The organism is Parcubacteria group bacterium, assembly GCA_041659505.1.
In the GTDB taxonomy this organism is placed as follows: Bacteria; Patescibacteriota; Minisyncoccia; order Moranbacterales; family UBA2206; genus UBA9630.
This window is the reverse complement of sequence record JBAZYF010000001.1, coordinates 511,779-535,730: the sequence shown is the minus strand read 5'-3', so window position 1 is coordinate 535,730 and position 23,952 is coordinate 511,779. Positions and strand designations below refer to the sequence as shown.

Below are 23,952 nucleotides of genomic sequence, written 5' to 3'. Positions count from 1 at the left end.
TATGGAAACACAATCAGAGAAAAAGCTCGAAGAACTTAAAAAAGAAATCGAGGAAGAAAAAAACAACGAACATTCTACCATCGAAATTACTCTTCCAAACGGAGAAATGGTTACTGTACAGCCGCCAGAGAAACTACAAGAAAATAAAATCGAAAGCATGGGAGAAAAAATTCTCCATCCATCACTAGATATAAGAGATAATTTTTTGGTCTTAGGATTTCGCTACCGAGCTTCGGTAGAGGAAGAAAAAAATGTCTTCTTGATAATGAGAGACAGGGCTATCATGCTTACCGACAAAGACATAATCGTGATTAAAAATGATGAGGATGAGAACGACACAACGGAGACATACTTTCTGGAACTACAAAAGCGAAAATTGATGTGGATTGAAGATCGCTGGAGTATGGACGCTTTACAAAAATTTGTTGAGAATTTTACAATCGCCAATAACACCATTCCCAATCCGAAAGAGATGGCGAATAAAATTACGGGATTGGCCAAAAAATACATTGAGCTGGAAAAAGAAATTGATTATCACCTTTTATCGGCTTGGATAGCTGGAACTTACTTTTTCCCAATCTTTTACGCATATCCTTTTCTCAACATCAAAGCTCCCAAAGGATCGGGCAAAAGCCAATGTCTTAACTTCTTAAGACAAGTTTGCTTCAACGCCTTAAAATCACGCCCAACGATGGCGGCCTTAGGTGATACAGTTGATGCTTTAAGAGGTACATATCTAATCGATCAAGCAGATTCCATAAACCCCAAGGATAACAGCGGACTTTTAGATTTACTGGCTGATTCGTACAAAAAAGGTGGTGGCAAAAGAAGGATCATGAATGTCAATAAAGGTCGCAGAGAAATCTTAGAATTTGAAACCTATTCACCAAAAGTTTTTGCATCCATAAAAGAACTCCCAGAAGACTTAAGAGATAGATGTTTAGTTATTCCACTTATCAGAAGTCAGAAGAATTTTCACGATCCCGATGACGACAACGAGAACTGGCGAGAAATACGAGGGATGATTTATAAATTCTTGGTTAATAATTACGGCGAAGTTGGCTCACTTTATACTGTTGGCAAATCAGAAAGCCGTGAGAATAATGACATCGTCGGGCGCAAACTGGAGCTTTGGCTTCCAATAGAAACAATTTTTAAACTATTTGGCTGGGCAGATGAAATTGAAGGAGCAAAAGAACGCTTTCTTGCGTGGTACGGATTCGCCGAATATGAACCATCTGAAATTGAAGAAGCTGTCGCCATTGCCGTTATTGAACAATTCGAAGGAAAAGACATGATCGAACTTAGTCCGAAAGAAATTGCTCAATACATCGATTACACAAGTGATGTAAAAATTTTCAGTGACGCAAAAAACGACAAACACAAGGCAAATATGGTCGGACGTGCGATCAAAAACTTCAATCTCTCATCTGAAAAGAGACATACAAAAAACGGAAACCGCTACTTGTTTGAAAAAAGCAAGGTAGAGACCATATACGCCAGCTATTTTAGCAAAAGTATTACACCTCCTACACCGGAGCAACAAAGTGTTTCAGAAGGCACTCTTTTTTAGGTGTAAGACACTAAACATGATGTTGTTTGGTGTAAAAGCGATCATTCACCCGATGTATCTCAATAGAAAGTCATACACCCATAGAATGTTTTGTCTAAAGGCAAAATCGCTATCGGTGTAATGGGTGTAAGAAAAAATCTAAATTATAACAATCAAAATGATAACCGAATCAGACGCTAAAAAATTTCAAATACTCTACGAGAAAGAAACGGGCGAAAAAATTTCACTTAAAGAGGCTTTTGAAATTTCAGAAAACTTAGTCGAGCTGGTTCGGTCGGTGTACAAGCCGATAAAAAAGCGTTCTGATATGTGTACAAAGAATAAGAGCGCTATATAATCGATTTTAGGTGCGTGTTAAATTTTGTATTACACCATGGAAAGCAAGCCAAAATATCTGATGTATCTCCGAAAGTCGACTGACTCAGAAGATCGCCAGATCCAATCAATCGAAGATCAAAAAAAGGAACTTGGCAGAATTGCCAAGCAACTTAATCTTGAAATTAAAGGCGTTTTTCAAGAAAATCAATCCGCTAAAAAACCAGGTCGCCCAGAGTTCAATAAATTGATGACTGAAATAAAAAAGGGCAAAGCAAGTGGAATACTTTGTTGGAAAATAAATCGTCTTGCAAGAAATCCGGTTGACGGAGGCGAAATTCAATGGTTGCTTCAACAAGGAATAATCCAATCAATCCAAACTCCTGGGCGAGAATATCGGAGTGCTGATAATGTGATGATGATGGCCGTCGAACTCGGAATGGCAAGTCAATATATTATCGATCTTGGACGAGATGTTAAACGAGGCATGCTTTCCAAGGCAGAGAAGGGATGGCGACCTGGGCGAGCACCGATTGGATATTTGAATGATAGAGGTGGAGATCAAGGGAGTAAAGTTATACATGTTGATGATCAGAAATTTCCTATCGTTCGCAAAATGTGGGATTTGATGTTAACGGGAGAATATTCGGTTTCTAAAATAGTTGACATTGCCAACAATGAATGGGGGCTTAGAAGAACGACCAAAAAGGGAGATTTTAAACTCCATGAAACGCATGGATACAAAATTTTCATCAATCCTTTCTACTGCGGTCAATATGATTTTTTGGGAAAAACGTACCAAGGAAAACATACTCCCATGGTACGATCTGATGAATTTGACCATGTCCAAAGACTACTGGGGATTAAAACGAAACCACAAAATAGGCATAAGGATCTGCCCTATCGTGGCACTATCCGCTGTGGTGAATGTGGCTGTCACATCACCACAGAGATCAAGACTAAAAGAATAAAATCCACGGGTAACATAAAAAGTTTTCTTTATCACCGTTGCACTCGGAAGAAATTAGACACGCATTGCAACCAAAAGCCCATCTCTTTTGACAAAATCAATGACCAGATCATCAAAAAATTGGAAAGTGTGGCTTTGCCAGAAAGCTTTTTAGGTTTTGCGTTAAAGGTACTAAGTCGAGATAATGAATTTGAAGTCAACAACAGAAATATTATGATTGAAAATCAGCAGAAGACGCTTAAGAGTTGCCAGAATAGAATTGATAACCTATTGCAAGTCTTCATCTCGCCTTCCAACGGAGATAAAGAACTCCTAAGCGAAGAAGAGTTTAAGACGCAAAAACTATCCCTTTTAAAAGAAAAGTCTGAAATTGAACAGACTTTGGACAATTTAAGTCAACGAGCCGACGAATGGTTAGAACTGACGGAAAAAACTTTCAAATTCGCAGTGTATGCAAAAGAGAATTTTAACGCTGGAGACTATAAAACCAAGACTACAATACTGCGATCGCTAGGTTCAAGCTTTATCCTTAAAGACGGAATCCTTGATATTACTTTGAGAAAACAGTACCAAATCATTGAAAAAGGCATAGAAACCATAAAGGCTCAAAACCCAAGGTTAGAACTGACTGATTTTGCTTTAGATAAAACAAAAACAGCCCATAAGGAGGCCGTTTTTGAATCTTTGAGCGGGTAACGGGAATCGAACCCGTCGCTCGTCCTTGGCAAGGACGTATATTAGCCACTATACGATACCCGCCTGCTGCATTTGCCACCGAACTTAATAAGTGATACATCTTCTTAAGCTTAGCTATCATCGGAGAGCACTTACTATCCATATCGCAAGCAAATGCCGCAGGCACGCCGGAAACAATTTATCTATTTTCTATATAATTTTTCAATACTTCTTTGAGAAATTTCCTACCCCAATTGCCCTTTAAATACTTTTCTCGATTAATCGCATCCTGCTTATTTAGGAATATTTCACAATAGACTAGCTTCCATGGTCTGTGATTTTTCGTTGACTCGGTTAAGCCAGAATTATGCTCCTTTAGTCTTTTGTTTATATCTTGGGTAAACCCTTTATAGAAATCTCTATTTTTCTTACTCTCTAGGACATAAACATAGCACAACATACTATTTTTAACTCTAAAACATTCTGTTTCTCTGTCGGGGCGCCGAGACTCGAACTCGGACTACTTGGTCCCAAACCAAGCGCGCTACCATTACACAACGCCCCGTCTCCGTCCCGCCGAAGCGTGACTACGACGGGCAAGGCCCGCTAGTATCACGCGAAGGAGGACTACGCTAAAGCTCCGGCGGGCAAGCCCGCTTGGCCATAATATAGCTACATACCGTTTTTACTGACTTATAAATCATATCCGTAAACCGCCCTTTAGTCAATAAGCATAATAAAATCCCGCTTGCGCGGGATTTTATTGCTATCTTCTAATTTATTTTCTAGAAAATATATTCAAACTAAATTTATTTCACAGCTTCTTTCAAAGCTTTTCCAGCTGTAAATTTAGGAACGGTCATTGCTGGGATTTTGATCTTAGCTTTAGTTTGAGGATTGATTCCTTCTCTCGCTGCACGGTTAGAAACCTTGAAAGTTCCAAAACCGGTCATTGTTACCTTATCTCCGCTTTTTAGAGATTTAGTGATAACTTCAATCATTGTCTCCAAAACCATTTCGATGTCTTTCTTGGACAAATCAGTCTTTTCGCTGATTGCGCTTACCAAAGCATCTTTATTGATATTGCCTGCCATATTATCACCTCCTTTCAATAGTTTCGCCAAGCCCTTTAATTTTTCGGAAATTAAACTTTGGCGCGTACCTTAATTCTTATCGAATCTGCTTGTCTTTCTATTTTACTACAATTGCTTTAAATAAAGCAAATGCATTTATCCACACACTAACGAGCATATTCCACCACGCGTGTTTCGCGAATCACATTCACTTTGATTTCACCTGGATACTTCAACTCTTTTTCAATCTTATCGGCAATCGCTCGGCTCAATTTAATTGAACCCAGATCATCAATTTTGTCCGGTCGCACGAATACGCGAATTTCTCTTCCGGCTTGGATGGCATAGGTCTTTTCCACTTCCGGGAAAGATGTCGCCACTGCTTCCAGTTCTTCCAAGCGCTTGAGGTAATTTTCCAGCGTGTCTTTTCTCGCTCCGGGACGTGAAGCGGAAATGGCATCGGCCGCTGAGATAATCATCGATTCTGGTGTTTCAAATGGATAATCTTCATGGTGAGATTTCATCGCATCAATAATGTCTTTGCCAATTTTGAATTTTTCCAAAATCTTGATGCCAATTTCTACGTGCGTGCCTTGCACCTCATGATCAATCGCTTTGCCGATGTCATGCAAGAGTCCCGCTTTTTTCGCCAAACTCACATCCGCGCCTAATTCCGCCGCCAATGCTCCAGAGAGATGGGCCACTTCCAATGAATGTAACAGTGCGTTTTGGCCATAACTAGTCCGATATCTGAGACGTCCTAAGATATGGATCAGTTTCGGATCAAGCCCAGCCACTCCTACGTCATAAGCAGCAGCGTCACCGGCTTCACGGATCTTATTATTAATTTCCAACTTAGCAAATTCCACTGCCTCCTCGATCTTGGTTGGATGGATCCGTCCGTCAGAGATAAGCCGTTCAATCGCAATTCGCGCAATTTCTCTGCGAATCGGATCAAAACCAGAAATAACAATCGCTTCCGGCGTATCATCGACAATAATTTCAATCCCCGTAAGCCGCTCCAAGGCCTTGATATTTCGTCCCTCTCTTCCGATAATCCGACCCTTCACTTCGTCAGATGGAATTGCAACAATGCTTGTGGTCACATCAGCTGCATGCGAACCAGCATATTTTTGGATTGCGCCAGTCATAATATCACGCGCTTTCTTTTCTAAAGTATCACGTCCTTCAATTTCCAATGATTTGATCCTTTTGGCCAAAAGCTCTCGACTTTCTTCTTCAGTCAGTTGCAAAAGAATTTTCTTAGCCGCTTCCTTTGAAAGCCCTGCGATCTTTTCCAGCCTTTTTAATTCTTGTTTTCTAGCTTCTTCCGCTTCTTTTCGAATCTCCCTGACCTCATCCGCCTTTTTACCTAACAATTCTTTCTCTTTTTCTACATCCTGAATTTTTCCCTCCAAGCTTTCTTCTTTTTTATCCAAACGTGCCTCTGTCCGGAGGAGTTGCTCTTCTTTGTCAAATTCTTTCTTCTTGGCTTCTTCTAGGATATTCACCGCCTTATTTTTCGCCTCTAGCACAATTTCCTGTGCCTTTTTTTCTGCCATTTCCTCCACCTTCAAGGCCTTGCCTTCCGCTGTGGAAAGTTGCTTCTTAGCAATTGTCTGCCTGGCATAATAGCCCAGGACTGACCCGATTCCCAAAGATAAAATACCGGTGATTAGCACCGTTAAACCCATTTCCATAATATTTTTTTCTATTCAATTGATAAATCATAAATGTAATTTGCCACAGATACTTTTTGAAAAGCCAGGGCGCCACCCCTGAATATTCCCCTTTATCAATATAAACTAGAGTTGTTTAAACAATTATCTACCCCTCTAATGGTATTACAACCGCCAATTTTTGTCAAAACACGCCAAGAGTGCTAACATATACTAGTAATCATCTAAAGCTAACAAACAAAATATGCAGAATATCTTCAAACCAATCACACTTGTTATCCTGGACGGATGGGGACTTAGTAAGCAAACAAAAGGCAACGCGATCGCTTCCGCAAAATTGCCCACAATTGAAAGACTAAATCAACTCTATCCCCATATCGCTCTTCAGGCCTCTGGCATTTCAGTCGGAATTCCCTGGGGTGAACCTGGCAATTCAGAAGTGGGCCATCTCACTCTTGGCACAGGACAAACCCTCTATCAAAATTTGCCACGTATCACGATGTCCATACAGAATGGCGAGTTTTTCAAAAATAAGGCATTTCTGGGTGCGATTGATCATGCCAAGAAAAATAAGTCGTCTGTTCACATTATGGGCCTCCTTGGTAAAGGCGGCATCCATTCTAATGTCGACCATCTCTATGGACTTTTAGAACTGATGCATGAGCAAAAATTTGATCGCGTCTATTTGCATATTTTTACCGACGGAAGAGACTGTGCCCCTACTTCAGGAGTAGAATGTATTACGGATCTGCAAAAGAGAATTAATATTTACGGCGTGGGAAAAATTGCCACGATTGGAGGTAGATATTATGGCATGGATCGCAATAACAACTGGGATCGCATCCAATTAGCCTATGCGGCCATGACAGATGGTCTGGGCGAACAGATTACTGACCCCCTAGACTATCTTAAAAAATCCTACAAACAAGAGGTTTTTGATGAATACATCGTTCCAGCTGTCGTGACTGAAGATGGAAAACCGATTGCGACGGTTTCCGATAACGATGCCTTGATTTTTTTTAATTTTCGCGAGGATCGCGCCCGTCAAATCACAAAAGCTTTTACCCTTCCTGATTTTGATAAATTTAATAGAAGAAAGATAGCTAATCTTCATTTTGTCAGTATGGTACAATACGAAACTGGATTACCAGTAAATGACATCGCTTTCCCTATTGTCGAAGTTGAATCCTGTCTTGGAAAAATTCTCTCCGCAGAAAAATTAACCCAACTGAGAATCGCCGAAACAGAAAAGTTCGCCCACGTCACCTATTTTTTCAATGGTGGAAATGAAGAGCCCTTCCCGCTAGAAGACCGCGTCATTATTCCATCAAAAGATGTCGCGCGCTTTGACGAGGCACCTGAAATGCGCGCGCAGGAATTGACAGACAAGGTTTGTGAATATGTGCAGGCCCAAAAGTATGATTTCATAGTTCTTAATTATGCCAATCCCGATATGATCGGCCACACTGGGAATGAACGGGCGGCTATCATCGCCATTGAGACAGTGGATAGATGCCTAGACAAGTTAATTCGAGAAATTACCCAAAAAAACGGCTGCCTACTCATCACGGCCGATCATGGTAATGTAGAAGAAATGATCAACCTCAAAACTGGAGAAAAAAATACCGAACACTCCGCCAATCCAGTTCCACTCTGGTTTGTTACCGCACAAAACCATTCTAGCAAAAAAAGTGAGGCTATTGACGTAAATTTTGAAGTATCCGGACTCCTCAGCGATATTGCCCCAACAATTCTTGATCTTTTCGGAATCAAAAAATCCAAAGAAATGACCGGAGAAAGTTTGTTGCCGTTTCTGGAAAACAAAAAATAGTTTTTAGTTTTATCTCAAAAAACCCTCGAAACTTTTAAAGTTTCGAGGGTTTTTCTTTATATCTCCTTCGCCCTTCGGGAGAAGGTGGCCGGAGGCCGGATGAGGGAAAGGGTGTAATGTTAGGAAAAAACTAAACTAGCTTGGATTATTCCTAATGTATAACCCTTACCCTCACCTGTCACGTGCTCGTGACATCCTCTCCCGGAGGGCGAGGAGGGTTCCTTTATTTTATGATTTTATCCACAATTCCATACTTCTTCGCCTCAGTTGCGCTCATGAAAAAATCTCGTTCCGCGTCAATCGTCACTTTGGCAATTGGTTGACCAGTATGCGTCGCCAAAATTTCATTCAACTTATCTTTCGTTTTCAAAATATGTTTCGCGTGGATGTCGATGTCTGTCGCCTGGCCTTGCGCGCCACCCATCACTTGATGAATCATCACTTCGCTGTTTGGCAATGCAATCCTTTTTCCTTTCGCACCACTAGCGAGCAGCAGCGCCGCCGCACTAGCCGCGATTCCCACACAGATCGTTGAGACGTCAATTTTGACAAATTGCATCGTGTCATAAATTGCGAGCGCCGCCGTGACTGATCCGCCGGGAGAATTGATATAGAGCTTGATATCTTCTTTGGAATTTTGCGAATCCAAAAACAAAAGTTGTGCAATGATAATATTAGCCGACACGTCATCGATCGAACTACCCAAAAAAATTATCCGATCTTTTAGCAGGCGTGAATAAATATCATATGCCCTCTCACCTTGGCTGGTCTTTTCGATTACGGTTGGAATAAGATACTGATTCGTTAAGTTGTTCATATTAATTTTCAATAATCAATTTTCAATTTACATTCAATTGTCAATGGATCAATTTTCAAATTGGAACTTGAAAATTTATTGAAAATTGGTAATTGAAAATTGTAAATTATAAAAAATATTATAGTTTCTCCAGCATCTCAAACACCTTATCATTCTCCAACGTTCCCTTCACATAACTATACAATCTCTGCATATCGACATTCTTTTCAAAATCTTTGACATTCTTGTAGTATTGCACGGTTTTGTTCATTTCCGCTTCCACTTCCGCTGATTCTACTTTCACCTCTTCATTTTTGGCAATTTCTTTCAGCGCCATGGCCGATTTAATCCTTTTTTCCGCCTGCGGTTCCCAATCCTTCAGAAGTTCTGCCTTATCTTTTTTCAGATGTTCCAAGTAGTGGTCTAGTGTCATACCGGTCGATTGGATCTGACCCTCAAACTCTTGCGCCATCCGATTGAGTTCATCAGCGACGAGTGCCTCGGGCAATTCACCTTCTAGACTCTTCACGATTGCATCCAAATATTTTCCGTGCTTTTCTTCTTTCAATTTGTGTTCATTTTCGTGTTCCAAGCCTTCCTGGATATTTTTCTTCAGTTCCGAAAGATTCTTGAATTTTCCTAAAGATAGGGCAAATTCATCATTAATTTCTGGGATCTGTCTCTCTTGTACTAGATCCATCTTCACATTGAATTTTGCCGCTTTTCCCGCTAGCTCTTTTTTGTGATAACTATCAGGAAAACTAAGTTCAAATTCTTTTTCTTCGTTTTCGTTCATTCCAATTAAATTATCCTCAAAGCCAGGAATAAACACTTCTTTGCCAATGACCAGCGCGTGATTCTTACTCTCTCCACCTTCGATCACTTTCCCGTCAATACTCACCGCGAAATCCACCTCCACACTGTCATTTTTCGCTGCCGGCCTCCGCACCGTAACTAATTTTACGCGACTATTAGCAATCTTTTCCAGTTCGAGGGTAATTTCTTCTTCGCCAACCTTGGCCGTTTTTTTCTGAAAATCAGCATTAATCTTCTTAATCTCCACTTTGTAGTCATCTTTGACAGTCACTTTTGGCATCACCGCCACAGTTGCTTTGAAAACAAGCGGCTCATTTTCGACGATCTTATCAATCTCCACTTGCGGACTGCCAAGCACTGCCAATTTCTCTTTGATAACAAAATCAGAATAACTCTTGCTGATCGCTTTTTCCGCCGCGTGAGAAAGGATCATTTCTTTGCCCACTTTTTGCTCGACAAGATTTCTTGGCGCTTTCCCTGGACGAAATCCGGGAAACTTAAACTCCGCGGAAATTTCAGAAACAGCTGGTGCGATATACTTTTCCCACTCCGACCACTCCACAGTCAGCTCCACTTCGATTCTTGATTTAGGTAGTTGCTTTATCATAGAAACTTTAAAATTATTATTTATTTAGGCTCTCAGTCAATGGCGGCACGATCTGTTTTTTTCGTGAAACCACTCCCGGTAAAAACATCTCGTTGCCAGAAATTTTTCCAGCAAAAACTTTTTCCAAAAGCACCTGTTCTTTTTCACTGACAATAAACAGCGTACTGTTTTGCGCAATGATATCCACCAGCATAAACACGATGTAATCTAGTTTTTCCTGTTGCTTCTTTTTCGCAAGCAGTTCTAATATTTTTTCCTTCTCCACCAAAACACTTTCCGGTTTAGTCGTTTCCCAAGCAGCAATCCCGACCTTACTAGCACCCATTTCAAATACCTTATAATCTTGTGTGATCAAAATATCCAAAGAAATTCCCCTGAGACTTGATTTGGCAGAAAATAAATCAGCCACAAATTGCTTCAGATTCAGCTTGGCAATTTTGTTCAAATCTTTCACTAATTTTCTATCCACCTCCGTCGTTGTTGGTGAATTTAAATTCAAAGTATCAGACAAGATTCCCGCCAGCATCAGTTTTGCGATGTTGGTCGGAATTTTTTTTCCCGCTTCGCCGTACATTCTTGCCAGCACCGAAGCAGTACTCCCGATCGGATCAGTACGCAAAAAAATCGGGGCTTCAGTTTGCAGGTTGAGCTTATGGTGATCAACGATCCGCTCAATTTGCCCGATGTTCAAACCATCCACAGTCTGGCTAAGTTCATTATGATCAACCAAGACAAAAACATCTTTCTCTCCGGCTTTCTTAAGTAGCGCTGGCGCCTGTAGCATAAACTCCGCCAAAACAAATTTCGTCTCGTTGTTAAGCTCTCCCGCACGATATGCCTTGGCTTCGATTTTTAAAACATTCTTGTAATAATGTTCCGCAATCAAACTAGAAACAACTGTGTCAGTATCTGGATTCTTATGGCCAATAATAATTAATTTTTTCATCGTTTTATTAATAATTATTTTATTATTTCTGCTTTGACGGAGAGCTTCAGAAAAATACACTACTCTCCTTGTCATTCCCGCGCAGGCGGGAATCCAGGTTCCACAATTTATGAACCCTGGAAAACCGAATTGCAAGTCTGGCAAGAGTTCTGCTTCATTAAGTCTTGAATTTTAATAATTCGTTTTCTCTTTATTTTTCACCTGAGGCGCCTGGATCCCCGCCGGAGTTTATGCTCGTGAAACGGGTGCGGGGATGACACAATTTAAGAATCTACTCTTCTGTCTTATCTTCCGCCACTTCTGGCGCAACAAATTCTTCTTTTTTCTCTTCCCCCTGCTGTTCACTGTTCACTGTTTCTTGATTATTGATTTCTTTTCCATCTTCATCAGCGCTTACTCCCGCAATATCAATCTTCCAACCGGTCAGCTTGGCGGCCAGACGGACATTTTGTCCGCGCTTGCCGATCGCCAGTGATAGTTGCTCTTCTGGTACGACAACGGTCGCTTTTTTCTCTACATCATTGAGATCAACGCGCAAAACTTTGGCTGGGCTAAGCGCGGCGGAAATAAATTTCGCCTGGTCTTCGTTCCAAAGGATGATGTCAATTTTTTCTCCGCCCAATTCTTCAATGATCGCTTGCACTCTCGTCCCTTTTTGTCCCACACAAGAACCGATCGGATCAATTCCTTCTTCTGTCGAAGCAACAGCCACTTTCGTGCGCTCACCTGCTTCCCTCGCGATTGCTTTGATTTCCACCGTTCCGGCAAAAATTTCCGGCACTTCCAATTCAAAAAGTCTCCGCACCATTTCCGGATGCACCCGACTAAGCGTGATGCCAGGACCTTTTGTGCCTGCATCTACTTTCGCCAGATAAACTTTCACGCGCTGTCCGATGCGATAATTTTCCCGCTCGATCTGTTCGCCAGGAAAAAGCACGCCGACTGATTTTCCGATATCAATGAAAACATTCCGGCCTTCCACCCGTTGCACAACGCCGGAAATCACTTCGCCTTCCTTATTCTTATATTCCTCAAACATCGAATCTCTTTCCGCTTCGCGAATTCTTTGAATGATCACTTGCTTGGCTGTTTGCGCCGCCACTCGACCGTAATCCTTTTCTTCCGGCAAAACTGTTTCAATAATATCCCCCACCACCGCTTTTTTCTTGATTTTCTTTGCCTGCTCCAAAGTCAGATCGCGCTCCGGATTAAAACGCGGTAATTTTTCTTCGTCCGCCGTAGCTTCAGCGAAGGAGGGTCTCGTCTCATAGCTTCGTTTCTCTTCAACTTCACCTTCTTCTTTCTCCTCCACAAACTCCCGTGTCGTTTCATCAACCACCTCTTTCACGAGATAAAATTTCGCTCCGCCACTCACCTCATCAAATTCCGCCCGGATGTTCTGGCCTTTTTTGCCATAGTCTTTTTTGTAAGCTGCCGCTAAGGCCGCCGCAATTGTCTCAATCACTTTCTCTTTTGAGATTCCCTTCTCTTCGCAAAGAGCTGAAATCGCACTACCAAAATCACCCGCGCCTCGCGGTGCTTCTTCCTCTTCGGCTGCCTTTCTCGGTTTTCGAATTTGTCCCAGTTTTCGCATACATTTATTATTTAATGATTAATTAAAGCTAGTTTAATTTCTACAAATTACAAATTTTTCATGTCATCCTGAACTTGATTCAGGATCTCCGATTCGTATCATCATAGATGCCGGATCAAGTCCGGCATGACACCAGTTTTTTATTGATTTGCAGCTTGAAGCTTAAATAAAAAGCCCGCTTTCGCGAACCTGAATCTTCCTTCCCTATCAACACTCATATTATAGACTAGAAGCTTACATTTTGTCAAATTAAGTTTTTTAACTGACCAATTGAATGAACTACGCTGCAAATAGGCGGGTTAACTACATTTTGGCTATTTTAAGCCATTTATTACATTTTTCACCTTTTTGGCACATTTTTCCAAATATTTAGCCTAAAATAGCCTCAAATCAACTCTTCATCCCAAATCCCCCAAAATTTTATGGCTTATATAAAGCCTTATCCAATTATACGTTCAAACCCAAATTGACTTTTTTCTCATTTTGTGCTAGTATATAAGGTCAACGCAACAGAGCGTCGACTCGACTCAAGGTCAAAACCAAGAGCCGAATGGTCGGCTCCTTGACAATTTTATATATCAATTTTTTACGCCGACAAGACGGAAACGGAGGATTACAATGGCAAGAAATCAGAAAAATACCCCAAAAACAACACCCAAGACAGAGGAAGCGCCCAAGCCCGAAGAAAGGCCCAAAGCAACAGAAGCCGCAGTTCCCACTGCCACCGAGAAAGTAAAAAGCGCGTGGCTGACTTGGGAAAAGGTTCAGAACTTCGCCATTATCATGGCTATGTTGATGGGCATAAGCAAGAAACCAGAACCGGGAAGTCCAAATGAAGGACGAGTTCCGGACTGGGTTTTATCACTCATCCCGGAGGAACTAACCGGCGAGGATGAGACATGGAGAAATCTTGGGTTATCCTCATGTAGCAATCGAATTATTCTGATTGTGGAAGAGGAATTCCGGAAAAGATTTATTGCTGACGGATTTGATGCTGGAAAGTATCGGGTCAGACTGATGGAGATGACGAAGGAATTTTTGGAGCAAAGTGGAAAACTTACTTCAAAAAATGAGACCAACGCGCGATTCGTTTTTGCGCAAACGACCCTTCGCAATCCCTGTGACGATTTTTTTCTTCAATTGATCGAAGAAGCTTATCTTCCTGGGACGGCTGATCAAATTTATCAGCGTCAAAAGGCGATCGCGATTGGTAGGGATCTGCTGGTGAAAACAGGCGGAATAAAAAAGACTGTCAAATGGATGCATGGAAATAAGTTTTTGTCCATTTGTCTTTTTTTCACCGGACTGATCGCAATTATTACTGCCTTATCAAAAATTGTGTATGAAGTTCTTAAATAAAGGAGGCTCAAATGTTTAATAGGATCACCACATGGGCAAGAGCTCATAGAAATTTATTCATCTGGCTAGGGATAGGAATCACTATTTTTATTTGCTGGTCGATTTGGTCCAGCATGATTTCAGACCCAACCCCAACCGCGCAACCCATCTCGGCACAACCCGGACAAACACAATCTTTAACACCGGGTGGCGGATGGTTCTTCTGGAAATTTCTGGCAATTCTGGAATTGATTATTGCATATTTGACCTACAGAGAGAACTCGCAAAGCAAGAGATTGCCGCTATTCTTTTTAGCGGCTTTCATTGGATCGCTTGTTGTTATTTATGGTAAGGTAGACGGCGTATTCTCTTGGATTACTGCCGGTCTCCCGATTCTTGCAATAATGAGTTTCTCGGGATATCAGAGAGCAGCAGCAGGAAGCAGAGTAAAAGGTTTTTTGGGTTTCACTATGGGATTTGCGATTGTGGCGGAAATTTATCTTTTCACTCAAGCCATGATCAATCCAGACCTTACGTTTTTGGGGGATCGACTTACTGATCCCATAAATAAATTAATTGGCTGCTTATCCTTTGCTTTATTTGCTTTTGGATTAGGGGCCAAAAACAAGATTATCCGATTTGTTTTTTGCTCACTGGGTGTTATCGTATTAATACCCTGGCTTGGCACTGATGTTATCAACAGAATCCAAACCAGATATCCAAAGCAATTAACACCCCCTCCGGTATCTCAGAAAATCAAAGATGCTGGGGAAAAAGTTTTGGATAATACCCTGGATTTTATCACTGGCGAGAAGGCCAAGGCCGATGCAGCTGCAGCGGCCAAGACAAAACATGATGCTGATGAGGCAGCTAGAAAACAGAAACTGGAAGAAATGCATCTCCAAGTTGAGATGCAGAAAAAAAATAAAAGCCCCACTCAGCCAGCTACCGGTACCGGAAAAATTGACCGGTATGTAATACCAGCCACCGGCACACCGCCCTTCTCTGAGGTAATCCAAGTAGGGGGCTGGAATGTTTTCCCTCTGGGCACAACAGTACGTGAGATCTGGGAAGATAAGGCACGCATCACAAATGGCACAGTGATCGTGCTAAGAGAAACAAAACAATGTTTCTCTCCACCTCCAGGAACAAAGGAGGTGATACTCACAAGAAAATAACAAAAATCACGACTTCATCGAAAGGAGGTGATAAAAAGGGCAACTCAACTGAGCTGCCCTTTAAAATTGTCTTTTTTTATACAATACAGCTAACCTTTTAAAAGCATCTCTACTGTTTTTATTGCGATATAGCCAAATAAAGCCACCACAATTCCAATGATCGAAGTCATCATCGTTTTCTTAGCGGTTTCCAGCATTTTCTCATCTGTCGCTACTAAAAAATATTGGACTCCGGAAATCACGAAACTAATAATAGCAATAATACCAATAATACTTAGAAGCCAATTAGCCACATTCGTAAAAATTCCCTTGACCAATCCGGAATTTGTTGGCAGTCCCGTGTTTGTCGGAAAAGTAATACCAGTTCCATTTGTTGTTGAATCACCAGTCTTATTCGCCGAACAAGTTGCTGTACCACAACTCTCTCCACAGCTCCAATTCCAAGGCCCTGTTCCAGTGACAGAAGATGCCGTCCCCGTATTGCAAAGATTGCTTGTCGGAGCAGCATCAAATGATTGCCCATTAGAACTGCCGCAAATACAAGTAGTTAAATCAACTGATTGACGAGCCTGACAACTAACAGTATCGCAAGTTTCCCCACAGCTCCAATTCCAATAGCCACTATCTGGAGTAACTGAAGAATTAGTGCCTGTTTGGCAAAGGTTGCTTGTTGGTGCGGTCGAATATGACGAACTCGTGGCACTGCCGCATATACAACTCTCCGCCTGAGCGTTGCCTGCCATAAAAAACCCAACTGCAAAGATTACTACAGAAAATAAGAGTAATTTTTTTTTATTATTTTGCATATCCATTTTTAATCTTTAAAATTTTTAAAATAAAGAGTCCGCGCGAAGCATTAAATCTATGGCATAAATCGCGACCAATCCAGACAATGCCACGATTAGACCGATAATTGCTGCTGTCATAGTTTTTTTCGCCCGCTCCATCATTTTTTCATCTGTTGCCACCATGAAATATTGGATGCCAGAAACAACCAATGCGATTATCGCCACAGCACCTACCACTGCAAGCAACCAATCCAAAACTGCGTAAATTACATAACCCGCATCGCCAGTACCGCCCGCATCGGGCAGACCAAACTGTGTCAGGTTAGATGAATTCCAACCACTAGTTGATGTGCTATTGTAATCATCATCATCGTCGTCGTCATCATTGCTGTCTGCACTACAAAACCCGCCCTGGCAAGTACCAGCCTTACCGCTCTCCGTTGTGCAAAAAATGCCATCCGCGAGGCCCACGCAAGGATTTGTCACATCCGCCGATTTTGGGACACAACAAACTTCCCCATCTCCACAACCATCGCCTGGAACAGTAGATATTTGCTCTGTGCTTGAGCAAGCTGCTTTGCAACTTCCCGTCCAACAAGTTGCTGCTTGTGATTTTTCAACTATCAGAAAACTAAAAAAAACGGCTGCTGATAGAATTATAAATATTTTTTTATTTTTTTTCATTTTTTTAAACTTAAAATAGACTCTCCGCATTAAGCATCGAGTTTACTGCATACATAACTACTACGCCACAAATAGCCACAAGTACTCCAACGATTGAAGCTAGCATCGCTTTTTTGGCCGTCTTAATTTGATCTTCCTGTCCCGCTGAGGTCAAATACATCAGTCCGGCAATGACAAAACCAATCACGCCAATCACGCCAACAATAGTTAAAAGCCAATCCAAAATCCCAACAATGATATAATATATCGGAGCACTAGGCAGCCCAGTACCAACCAAGCTAGTAGGATCCCAAACAGCAAAAGCATCCTGCGCCCAAAGAAATAGCAAGGTCAAACTTACTCCCACAGCTGGAAAAACTTTCTTCAGTATTGTTTTTATTTTTTGCATTTTTATTTCGATTAAAAATTAAATTAAACATAACCATTGCATCAGAATTATACCACAAAAAATTAAAATATAAAAACAACCCTGGCTAACCAGGGTTGTTTTTAAGTCAATAAGAAAAGTCGCTTATCCCCATTAACCAGATATTTTTTATGTTAAGATTAGAATTCCTTATCTCAACACGCCTTTTTCTATATTAACTCAAAAATTGAGTCAATGATAAAAAATAGATCAGAACTGACTTCCGCCAAGCAATCCGCTGGCTGCGTTAAGCGCCACCACTCCGACCAAAGCCACAATCACTCCGATGATGGAGGCGACCATAGCACCTTTAGCCTTTTTGATCTGATCCTCATTTCCCGCAGCTGTCAAATAAAGGATTCCAGCAATCGCAAATCCAATCACTCCAGCGATTCCGATCGCAGTAAGCAGCCACTTCATAATATTCGTGATGATTCCCATGATGGACTGCTGAGGAAGACCTGTCCCGCCACCAGCCGTCGGATCAAAAGTCCCATAGCCCAAGGCCATTACTGGTAACGTTAGGGCTGTCACTGATGCTCCGTAAGCTAATCTTTTAATTGTATTTTTCATTGAAACACCTCCTTCTATTTTTATTTTTTATCTGACTACGAATTACGAATTCCTATAAATGTACTAATCTGTTGTTGCGAGCTTAATAGTAATCATAAAAACCCCCTGTATTTATTCGTACATTCGTACAAATTCGTAATTCGTAGAGTCTATCCTGTGATCAATTTAGCAATTTGCTGAACAGCAATCAAAGAAACCAGCGCAACAATAATTCCCACAAGCGCCCATGTTCCCGTTTTTTTGGCAGTCTCTATTCTTGTACTATCACCATAAGCGGTCATATACATCACTCCCGCAATAACTAAACTGATTATAGCAATGATTCCCGTAACCGACAAGAGGAAGTTAAGAATATTGGTAGCAATCTGTCCAATTGTCAATGCATTTTTAAGCTGGCCATTTTCGTCAGTTAAACTTCCTCCCAAGATTGATTCGACTTGCTTAAGAAAAGTTGGTGCGGCGATTACGATAGCAAGACCAATAACAGAAAACAACCAACAATTCTTAGCACGCGTAATCATTCCCGGATCACCTGCGGACATCATATAAAGAATTCCGCCGATAACAATAAAGATGATTGCCAAGGTTACTACCAGGCCATAAAGTGCCTTCATCAGTCCATTTAAAACATCGGCAATCGAGTTGGAGGTAATCGGATTGGGAAAGGAAGTTGTGACAGAACCTCCGGTTGATTCGGCAAAAACATTATTCACAAATAGCAAACCGCACACGAGGACCAATAATATGATCAAATATTTTTTCTTTTGCATTTTATTTGTTCCCACCACTTTTTATTTGCATTCACAAAGTGGATGAGGGCATTTTTAATGACTTAATTTTTATCATAAATTTATAAACATCCCGCACTCAAAAAAACAAAAAGCATCAGAAACAGATCGTCTGATTACTTCAGTTCAGATCTTTGAATCCGGTCAGCCGTTACAGAAATCGCATCTGCCACACTCATCGCTCCATGATTGATATTATCTATCATTTCATCAAAAAAACCTTCGATTGCTACGGGGTCATTTTCTACCCAACTCTTGGCGATCAAATTGCCCTGAGCAAAAACACCGAGATCAACATCACTCCTCTGTGTATCAATCAAGTCCCTTCTTGCTGCTGGCTGTTTGGTTCTCTCGAGATAATTCGCTGCCGGATCAAAATTTCCGACTGGTTTTTTCACCACGCTTATCCCCGAAGATGATGCAACGGCCGGAATCCCCTCCTTTGTTGTTAAATAAGTTAAAAGTTTCCACGCCTCAGTTACTCGCATATCATTCGTAACCGGTAGCAGCTTACTTTTTGGATCATTGACGATAATTTTATTTCCCGTAACCGCATAACCCCAATAGTTAGCATAATTGACCGGCGACCCAAGGGACATCTGTGGAACAGACGCAACGGCAAAATTTAATTTTGGTGCTTTGCTTCTGATTATTGGTATTTGCCAAGAATAATTAAACATCATAGCAAGAGTCCCTTCGGAGAAAGCGTCGATTGAATAATGCATCCGCGAATTCCAGGAATAATTTGGCGCTGAACTCTTAGCAAAATTGGTGTAGAATTCCAGTGCCTTTATAGCACTCTGATCCCTGCCAAAATTCACCCTTCCACTTGCATCTCGCATCGAAGCCTTGCTTTGCAACATCAACATCCCCAAAATATCAGTCGCTCGATTAATATTTCCGGAATTTGTTCCTAGTGACGCACCGGAAGGGCTAATCTCTCCATTGGAATTGATTTTAGTTATTTTCTCCGTGTCGCTCAAAAATTCATCCCAAGTTTTTGGAGGAGCAACGATCCCTGCTGCATTAAACAGATCCTTATTATAGTAAAGTGCGAGTGAATTAGCTGAAAGTGGAGCAGCAAACACGTCGCCATTGGAAACAAAATCGTCAGCGACAACGTCGACAAAATTAGAACGAAATCTCTGTTCGGTAAGAATCTCCTTCGGCGCCGCAACTATCTTATTAGCAAACATCGGTAACCAATTGTTTTGAATAAGAAAGATATCTGGACCCTTGCCGGAAGCCAAAGCATCGAGCAAATCCTGCTGGTAAGTCTCGATCCGCTGCTTTTTGTAAGTGATGGTTCCCACGTTGGGATTTATATCATGATAATTCTTAAAAATTTCCACATAAGCATCGCTATCATCTACCACGCCCCACACTTCCAAATTGACTTTATATTTTTTAACTACCGGAGCACAACCACAACCAGAAACAAATAGTACAGACACTACAGCAAGCAAAGCTGAGAAGGCTCTAATCTTGTTTTTCATATTATTTTCCTAAAATTATACCGTAATGAAAATTACTAATTTTAATCTCTTGCAAAAAACTCAATCCAGCATTTAAGGCTAATTTAGAAATTTCGTCTTGCGTTACACGCATCTTTTTTTCCGGACCAAAATGATTATCCCCACTCCATTCAACAACCAGCATCCTCCCACCTTTTTTCAAAACTCTTACAGCTTCCTCAATGACTAAACTTTTATTTTTATTTTGAAAAAGCATATTGACTAAACAAACCCAATCCAGACTCTCCCCTTCCAGATTTGATCCACCGATCAGTTCAAGATTGGCTCTTTTGACAATAATATTGTCAAGCCCCAATATCTTTGCCTCTGATTCGACTACTTCCAATTTTTCCTTCAAAATATCGACGGCGTACACGATTCCGCTTTGCCCAACTTTTTTTGCAAGAGGGAATGAAAAGTAGCCTGTTCCACAGCCAAAATCCCCTATGGTCATTCCTTCAGTAATTTCAATCGTGTCAATAATCGCTTGTGGATTGATAAACTTCATCTCAAGAGAAGGATTCCCTATTATACTGGTATCACCATCCATGCTTATTTTTTTTTGTTTTTCCATTTGCTTTTCAAAATATCTTTCAAGTCCTTTACACTCTTTCATTTTACAATAAAATTCAAAAAACAACAACCGCATCCCAATTGCTAAAAGCTATACCTCTAAAACATTAGGAATTCAACTTCTATTTTAAGCTTTACATAACTCATTTTTAATGCTAACCTGGATAGGAGAGATTCTTTATTTTAAGCATAAAATAGACTACGCTATAGCTACGTCGTATCAAGGTATGGCAACCATCAAAATCCTAATCGAAACACATTTATTGCTTTTTTTGGCGCTTTTCTCTCTTTTTTTATTAGTTGTGCTGATTTGGAACATTTTTCTACATCTGACTCTACGAAAGCTTCAAGCCACCAATCGAGAATTTTTCAAAGGCGAAAAAGTCAAAAACCTGGAAGAAATATTCCTAGAACAAGCCAAAAATCTGAAAGTGCTCGACAAAGACATCCAAGAGCTCTACACCATTTCCAATGAGATCAATAATTTGGCGATGCGTGGCATCCACAAGATTTCCGCTATCCGCTTCAATCCATTCAAAGATGTCGGCGGAAATCAAAGTTTTTCTATTGCGCTTCTGAACGGAAAAAATAACGGCATCACTATTACCGCTCTCTACACCAAAGAAGGCACGAGGGTTTATTCCAAGGCCATTACGAATGGAGAATCGCCAAATTTCCCTCTGACCGAAGAAGAAAAGAAGGCCATCGAAACCGCGCTTTTAGTTGAAGACAGGAAGAAAAAATAACCCTACAAAAGGCTTTAATATTCACAAAATTAAAAGATGTAGGACTTACGTATTTGTTAAAAAGTTGTTCGCACGCCCATCTCTTTTAGCATCCCAGGCCTCCGGTAAACCAGCAAGGACCGGTAAAAATGAGGAAACCGTGCTTTTGAGAATAATTTTTTGGCAAATGAGTAAGTCTCAAACTAAATAACCCTAATCGTAAAATATCATGCCCGAACCAGAAGTCATTAGAAAAAAAGTCATCCTTCCGCCATCGGTCACTGTCAAAAAATTTAGTGAGCTTTTGGCACTGCCAGTGAATATAGTCATTACCGAACTGATCAAAAACGGTATTTTTGCTACGATTAACGAAAAAATTGACTTTGAGACCGCTTCCATTATCGCCAGCGACCTTGGTTTTGACGCCTCCGAAGAAGTACTCGATGCCGGAGACGCCATGACTTTGGAAAAACTGTTGGAAATCTGCAAAAGTGAGGTTTCCTCAGGAGAAAATCTCAAATCACGTCCGCCAGTCGTCACAATCTTAGGCCACGTTGATCACGGAAAGACCACTTTGCTCGACACCATCCGTAAAACTAGCGTTGCAATGAAGGAATCCGGAGGAATTACCCAACACATCAGCGCCTACCAAGTCAAGAAAAAAGGCCAACTGATCACGTTTATCGACACTCCCGGTCACGCCGCTTTTTCCGCGATGCGGGAACGCGGAGTCAGTCTCGCAGATATTGCTGTTTTGGTCGTTGCCGCTGATGATGGAGTCAGGCCGCAGACCAAAGAGGTCATTGAATATCTTTTAGCCAAAAAAATTCCTGTCGTTGTTGCAATTAATAAAATTGATAAGCCTGGTGTAAATGTCCAAAGAGTCAAACAAGAACTGGCCGAAAATGGCATCTTGCTCGAAGAATGGGGCGGACAGGTCCTCTCTTCCAAAATCAGCGCCAAGCAAAATATCGGCATTGATGATCTTTTGGATAATATCCTGCTTATCTCTGAAGTAGAAGATTTTAAAGCTAACCACGAACGCACAGCGCTCGGCATTGTACTTGAAGCACATCTCGATCCGCATAAAGGTCCCGTTTCCACAATTTTAGTCAAAACCGGTACTCTTAAGGAAGGTCAGGACGTGATTGCAGGAAATACCTTTGGCCGCGTCAGACGTCTGGAAGACTTTACCGGAAAAAGAATTACACAAGCCCTGCCAGGCACACCAGTCAGTCTCATCGGCCTCCATGCCACGCCCAATTCTAATGATATCTTGCAAGTCGTCGCCTCAAAATCGATCGGGCAAGCCAAACTCAGCGAAGCCAAGATTTTCTCCCACGCCGAAAGTGGAACCAATCTCAACACAGAAAAAATTTATTCCAGCATTGCTAGTGGCAATGTTGCCAAATTAAATGTCATCATCAAATCTGATGTCCATGGCTCCCTGGAAGCGATCCAGCAAATCCTAGGAGAGATTAAAAATGACAAAGTCGCCATCGACTATGTCGGCACAGGCGTGGGAAATATCACCGAATCCGATGTCCGTTTTGCTAGTAGTTCTAAATCGGTTATTTTTGGCTTCAATGTTGAATTTACTCCAGTCGCCAAAAGAATGGCCGAAGCTAGCAAAGTAGAAGTGAAAAATTACAAAATCATCTATGAACTGATCGATGACATCAAAGCGCGCCTCGTCGCGATGCTCCCCGATGAATTTGAAAGGGAAGATTTTGGCAAGATGAAGGTTTTGGCGATCTTTAAAACCGGCAAGAAAGATATGATCATCGGCGGACGCGTCACCTCAGGCCGCATCGAAAAAAACTCTTCTTTGGAAGTAGAGAGAGACGACGTGGTTATTGGCAAAGGCAAGATGGGAAATCTGCAAGCCAACAAAGTTGACGTCAATGATTGCAAAGCACCCAACGAGTGCGGCATCACATTCCTCGGAGAAACGAAAATTAAAGTTGATGATATTTTGATTTCTTTCAAGGAGGATATGAAGAAAAAAGTATTATAAGTCTATGGCTGCCAATCGCATTCCCAAAATCAATGAACTCGTAAGAAAATATGTCAATGAGATAATCCTCAAAGATCTCTCGCTAAAAAGCGGAGTTCTTTTGACAATTGCCAAAGTTGACACTTCTCCTGATGTCCGCTATACTCGAGTGTTCATCAGTGTTTTTCCGGAAAGCGAGTTTCCCTATGCCTTAAAAACGTTGGAAAAAGAACGCCATAATATTCAACTTGGTCTTAATAAGCGACTGCGCATCAAACCCTTGCCTCGCCTGGAATTTCGTAGCGATTTTACTGAAAGCGAAGCGGACAAGATTGAAAAACTGCTGAAAGAACTCTAAAATCACAAAACTTTATTTATATCCCCTTCTCCCCTCGGGAGAAGGTGGCCGAAGGCCGGATGAGGGCAAGGGCGTCATACTAGGAAAAAACCTGCTTTGCAAAGACCATCCTTGATGCATGGCTCTTTCCCTCACCTGTCACGTGCTCGTGACATC

At 41.3% G+C, this 23,952-nt stretch carries 22 protein-coding genes and 2 tRNA genes; 8 read left to right on the top strand and 16 right to left on the bottom strand.

Annotation, left to right across the window (positions count from 1 at the left end; all coding sequences use genetic code 11):
- Window position 1: 1 nt before the first annotated feature.
- The gene (locus WC848_02465) at window positions 2-1,573 is read left to right on the top strand and encodes a hypothetical protein (GenBank protein MFA5961516.1); all 1,572 of its coding nucleotides are present in this window, start codon (window positions 2-4) and stop codon (window positions 1,571-1,573) included.
- A gap of 373 nt (window positions 1,574-1,946) precedes the next feature.
- Window positions 1,947-3,554 (top strand): recombinase family protein, encoded by a 1,608-nt coding sequence (locus WC848_02460; protein MFA5961515.1) that lies wholly within the window; start codon window positions 1,947-1,949, stop codon window positions 3,552-3,554.
- Here WC848_02460 and WC848_02455 read toward each other — a convergent pair.
- The 5 genes from WC848_02455 to rny form a co-directional block, all read right to left on the bottom strand.
- Window positions 3,546-3,617 (bottom strand) — tRNA-Gly (locus tag WC848_02455). The two genes, WC848_02460 and WC848_02455, sit on opposite strands and share 9 nt — an antisense overlap.
- Window positions 3,618-3,732: 115 nt before the next feature.
- Window positions 3,733-3,993 carry a GIY-YIG nuclease family protein gene (locus WC848_02450; protein ID MFA5961514.1) on the bottom strand — a complete coding sequence of 87 codons (261 nt, stop codon included), beginning with the start codon at window positions 3,991-3,993 and terminating at the stop codon, window positions 3,733-3,735.
- A gap of 34 nt (window positions 3,994-4,027) precedes the next feature.
- Window positions 4,028-4,098, bottom strand: a tRNA-Pro gene (locus WC848_02445).
- Between the two features lie 244 nt (window positions 4,099-4,342).
- Window positions 4,343-4,615 (bottom strand): HU family DNA-binding protein, encoded by a 273-nt coding sequence (locus tag WC848_02440; protein MFA5961513.1) that lies wholly within the window; start codon window positions 4,613-4,615, stop codon window positions 4,343-4,345.
- A 158-nt stretch (window positions 4,616-4,773) separates the two neighbouring features.
- The gene (rny, locus tag WC848_02435; GenBank protein MFA5961512.1) at window positions 4,774-6,306 is read right to left on the bottom strand and encodes a ribonuclease Y; all 1,533 of its coding nucleotides are present in this window, start codon (window positions 6,304-6,306) and stop codon (window positions 4,774-4,776) included.
- A 223-nt stretch (window positions 6,307-6,529) separates the two neighbouring features.
- Between rny and gpmI the strand changes: the two genes are divergently transcribed.
- Window positions 6,530-8,116, top strand: coding sequence for a 2,3-bisphosphoglycerate-independent phosphoglycerate mutase (gpmI, locus tag WC848_02430; protein ID MFA5961511.1), 1,587 nt, complete (start codon window positions 6,530-6,532; stop codon window positions 8,114-8,116).
- A gap of 223 nt (window positions 8,117-8,339) precedes the next feature.
- On the opposite strand, the gene clpP is transcribed toward gpmI, so the two are convergent.
- The 4 genes from clpP to nusA all read right to left on the bottom strand — a co-directional run bounded on the left by clpP (window position 8,340) and on the right by nusA (window position 12,875).
- Entirely contained in the window at window positions 8,340-8,933 is a 594-nt protein-coding gene (clpP, locus tag WC848_02425; protein MFA5961510.1) for an ATP-dependent Clp endopeptidase proteolytic subunit ClpP, read from the bottom strand.
- 118 nt (window positions 8,934-9,051) lie between these two features.
- On the bottom strand, window positions 9,052-10,335 hold the full coding sequence (tig, locus tag WC848_02420; GenBank protein MFA5961509.1) for a trigger factor: 1,284 nt from the start codon (window positions 10,333-10,335) through the stop codon (window positions 9,052-9,054).
- 16 nt (window positions 10,336-10,351) lie between these two features.
- Complete coding sequence (locus WC848_02415; protein MFA5961508.1) at window positions 10,352-11,281, bottom strand: manganese-dependent inorganic pyrophosphatase; 930 nt, start codon at window positions 11,279-11,281, stop codon at window positions 10,352-10,354.
- A gap of 271 nt (window positions 11,282-11,552) precedes the next feature.
- A complete protein-coding gene (gene nusA, locus WC848_02410; protein ID MFA5961507.1) occupies window positions 11,553-12,875 on the bottom strand; it encodes a transcription termination factor NusA in 1,323 nt (440 codons plus the stop codon).
- A 618-nt stretch (window positions 12,876-13,493) separates the two neighbouring features.
- Here nusA and WC848_02405 point away from each other — a divergent pair.
- Window positions 13,494-14,234 (top strand): hypothetical protein, encoded by a 741-nt coding sequence (locus tag WC848_02405; protein ID MFA5961506.1) that lies wholly within the window; start codon window positions 13,494-13,496, stop codon window positions 14,232-14,234.
- 11 nt (window positions 14,235-14,245) lie between these two features.
- Window positions 14,246-15,391, top strand: a complete 1,146-nt coding sequence (locus tag WC848_02400; protein ID MFA5961505.1) for a hypothetical protein — start codon at window positions 14,246-14,248, stop codon at window positions 15,389-15,391.
- Window positions 15,392-15,480: 89 nt separating this feature from the next.
- On the opposite strand, the gene WC848_02395 is transcribed toward WC848_02400, so the two are convergent.
- From WC848_02395 to WC848_02365, 7 genes are all read right to left on the bottom strand, one after another.
- Window positions 15,481-16,197: a hypothetical protein gene (locus tag WC848_02395; GenBank protein ID MFA5961504.1), complete on the bottom strand. Its 717-nt coding sequence runs from the start codon at window positions 16,195-16,197 to the stop codon at window positions 15,481-15,483.
- A gap of 24 nt (window positions 16,198-16,221) precedes the next feature.
- Entirely contained in the window at window positions 16,222-16,863 is a 642-nt protein-coding gene (locus WC848_02390) for a pilin (GenBank protein ID MFA5961503.1), read from the bottom strand.
- Window positions 16,864-16,873: 10 nt separating this feature from the next.
- Entirely contained in the window at window positions 16,874-17,251 is a 378-nt protein-coding gene (locus WC848_02385; protein MFA5961502.1) for a hypothetical protein, read from the bottom strand.
- 228 nt (window positions 17,252-17,479) lie between these two features.
- Window positions 17,480-17,842 (bottom strand): hypothetical protein, encoded by a 363-nt coding sequence (locus WC848_02380; GenBank protein ID MFA5961501.1) that lies wholly within the window; start codon window positions 17,840-17,842, stop codon window positions 17,480-17,482.
- Between the two features lie 149 nt (window positions 17,843-17,991).
- The gene (locus WC848_02375) at window positions 17,992-18,612 is read right to left on the bottom strand and encodes a pilin (GenBank protein ID MFA5961500.1); all 621 of its coding nucleotides are present in this window, start codon (window positions 18,610-18,612) and stop codon (window positions 17,992-17,994) included.
- Window positions 18,613-18,746: 134 nt separating this feature from the next.
- Window positions 18,747-20,126 carry an extracellular solute-binding protein gene (locus tag WC848_02370; protein ID MFA5961499.1) on the bottom strand — a complete coding sequence of 460 codons (1,380 nt, stop codon included), beginning with the start codon at window positions 20,124-20,126 and terminating at the stop codon, window positions 18,747-18,749.
- A 1-nt stretch (window position 20,127) separates the two neighbouring features.
- On the bottom strand, window positions 20,128-20,718 hold the full coding sequence (locus tag WC848_02365; protein MFA5961498.1) for a methyltransferase domain-containing protein: 591 nt from the start codon (window positions 20,716-20,718) through the stop codon (window positions 20,128-20,130).
- Window positions 20,719-20,944: 226 nt separating this feature from the next.
- Between WC848_02365 and WC848_02360 the strand changes: the two genes are divergently transcribed.
- From WC848_02360 to WC848_02350, 3 genes are all read left to right on the top strand, one after another.
- Window positions 20,945-21,463, top strand: coding sequence for a DUF4446 family protein (locus WC848_02360; protein MFA5961497.1), 519 nt, complete (start codon window positions 20,945-20,947; stop codon window positions 21,461-21,463).
- Window positions 21,464-21,671: 208 nt separating this feature from the next.
- Window positions 21,672-23,459: a translation initiation factor IF-2 gene (infB, locus tag WC848_02355; GenBank protein MFA5961496.1), complete on the top strand. Its 1,788-nt coding sequence runs from the start codon at window positions 21,672-21,674 to the stop codon at window positions 23,457-23,459.
- 4 nt (window positions 23,460-23,463) lie between these two features.
- Entirely contained in the window at window positions 23,464-23,796 is a 333-nt protein-coding gene (locus tag WC848_02350; GenBank protein MFA5961495.1) for a ribosome-binding factor A, read from the top strand.
- The last annotated feature ends 156 nt before the right edge of the window (window positions 23,797-23,952 follow it).

What these genes read in the sequence shown, in the direction of transcription:
- WC848_02465 (MFA5961516.1), top strand. Translation starts at nt 2, where the DNA reads ATGGAAACACAATCAGAGAAAAAGCTCGAAGAACTTAAAAAAGAAATC.
- WC848_02460 (MFA5961515.1), top strand. Translation starts at nt 1,947, where the DNA reads ATGGAAAGCAAGCCAAAATATCTGATGTATCTCCGAAAGTCGACTGAC.
- WC848_02450 (MFA5961514.1), bottom strand. Translation starts at nt 3,993, where the DNA reads ATGTTGTGCTATGTTTATGTCCTAGAGAGTAAGAAAAATAGAGATTTC.
- rny (MFA5961512.1), bottom strand. Translation starts at nt 6,306, where the DNA reads ATGGAAATGGGTTTAACGGTGCTAATCACCGGTATTTTATCTTTGGGA.
- gpmI (MFA5961511.1), top strand. Translation starts at nt 6,530, where the DNA reads ATGCAGAATATCTTCAAACCAATCACACTTGTTATCCTGGACGGATGG.
- clpP (MFA5961510.1), bottom strand. Translation starts at nt 8,933, where the DNA reads ATGAACAACTTAACGAATCAGTATCTTATTCCAACCGTAATCGAAAAG.
- tig (MFA5961509.1), bottom strand. Translation starts at nt 10,335, where the DNA reads ATGATAAAGCAACTACCTAAATCAAGAATCGAAGTGGAGCTGACTGTG.
- WC848_02415 (MFA5961508.1), bottom strand. Translation starts at nt 11,281, where the DNA reads ATGAAAAAATTAATTATTATTGGCCATAAGAATCCAGATACTGACACA.
- nusA (MFA5961507.1), bottom strand. Translation starts at nt 12,875, where the DNA reads ATGCGAAAACTGGGACAAATTCGAAAACCGAGAAAGGCAGCCGAAGAG.
- WC848_02405 (MFA5961506.1), top strand. Translation starts at nt 13,494, where the DNA reads ATGGCAAGAAATCAGAAAAATACCCCAAAAACAACACCCAAGACAGAG.
- WC848_02400 (MFA5961505.1), top strand. Translation starts at nt 14,246, where the DNA reads ATGTTTAATAGGATCACCACATGGGCAAGAGCTCATAGAAATTTATTC.
- WC848_02395 (MFA5961504.1), bottom strand. Translation starts at nt 16,197, where the DNA reads ATGCAAAATAATAAAAAAAAATTACTCTTATTTTCTGTAGTAATCTTT.
- WC848_02390 (MFA5961503.1), bottom strand. Translation starts at nt 16,863, where the DNA reads ATGAAAAAAAATAAAAAAATATTTATAATTCTATCAGCAGCCGTTTTT.
- WC848_02385 (MFA5961502.1), bottom strand. Translation starts at nt 17,251, where the DNA reads ATGCAAAAAATAAAAACAATACTGAAGAAAGTTTTTCCAGCTGTGGGA.
- WC848_02380 (MFA5961501.1), bottom strand. Translation starts at nt 17,842, where the DNA reads ATGAAAAATACAATTAAAAGATTAGCTTACGGAGCATCAGTGACAGCC.
- WC848_02375 (MFA5961500.1), bottom strand. Translation starts at nt 18,612, where the DNA reads ATGCAAAAGAAAAAATATTTGATCATATTATTGGTCCTCGTGTGCGGT.
- WC848_02370 (MFA5961499.1), bottom strand. Translation starts at nt 20,126, where the DNA reads ATGAAAAACAAGATTAGAGCCTTCTCAGCTTTGCTTGCTGTAGTGTCT.
- WC848_02365 (MFA5961498.1), bottom strand. Translation starts at nt 20,718, where the DNA reads ATGGAAAAACAAAAAAAAATAAGCATGGATGGTGATACCAGTATAATA.
- WC848_02360 (MFA5961497.1), top strand. Translation starts at nt 20,945, where the DNA reads ATGGCAACCATCAAAATCCTAATCGAAACACATTTATTGCTTTTTTTG.
- infB (MFA5961496.1), top strand. Translation starts at nt 21,672, where the DNA reads ATGCCCGAACCAGAAGTCATTAGAAAAAAAGTCATCCTTCCGCCATCG.
- WC848_02350 (MFA5961495.1), top strand. Translation starts at nt 23,464, where the DNA reads ATGGCTGCCAATCGCATTCCCAAAATCAATGAACTCGTAAGAAAATAT.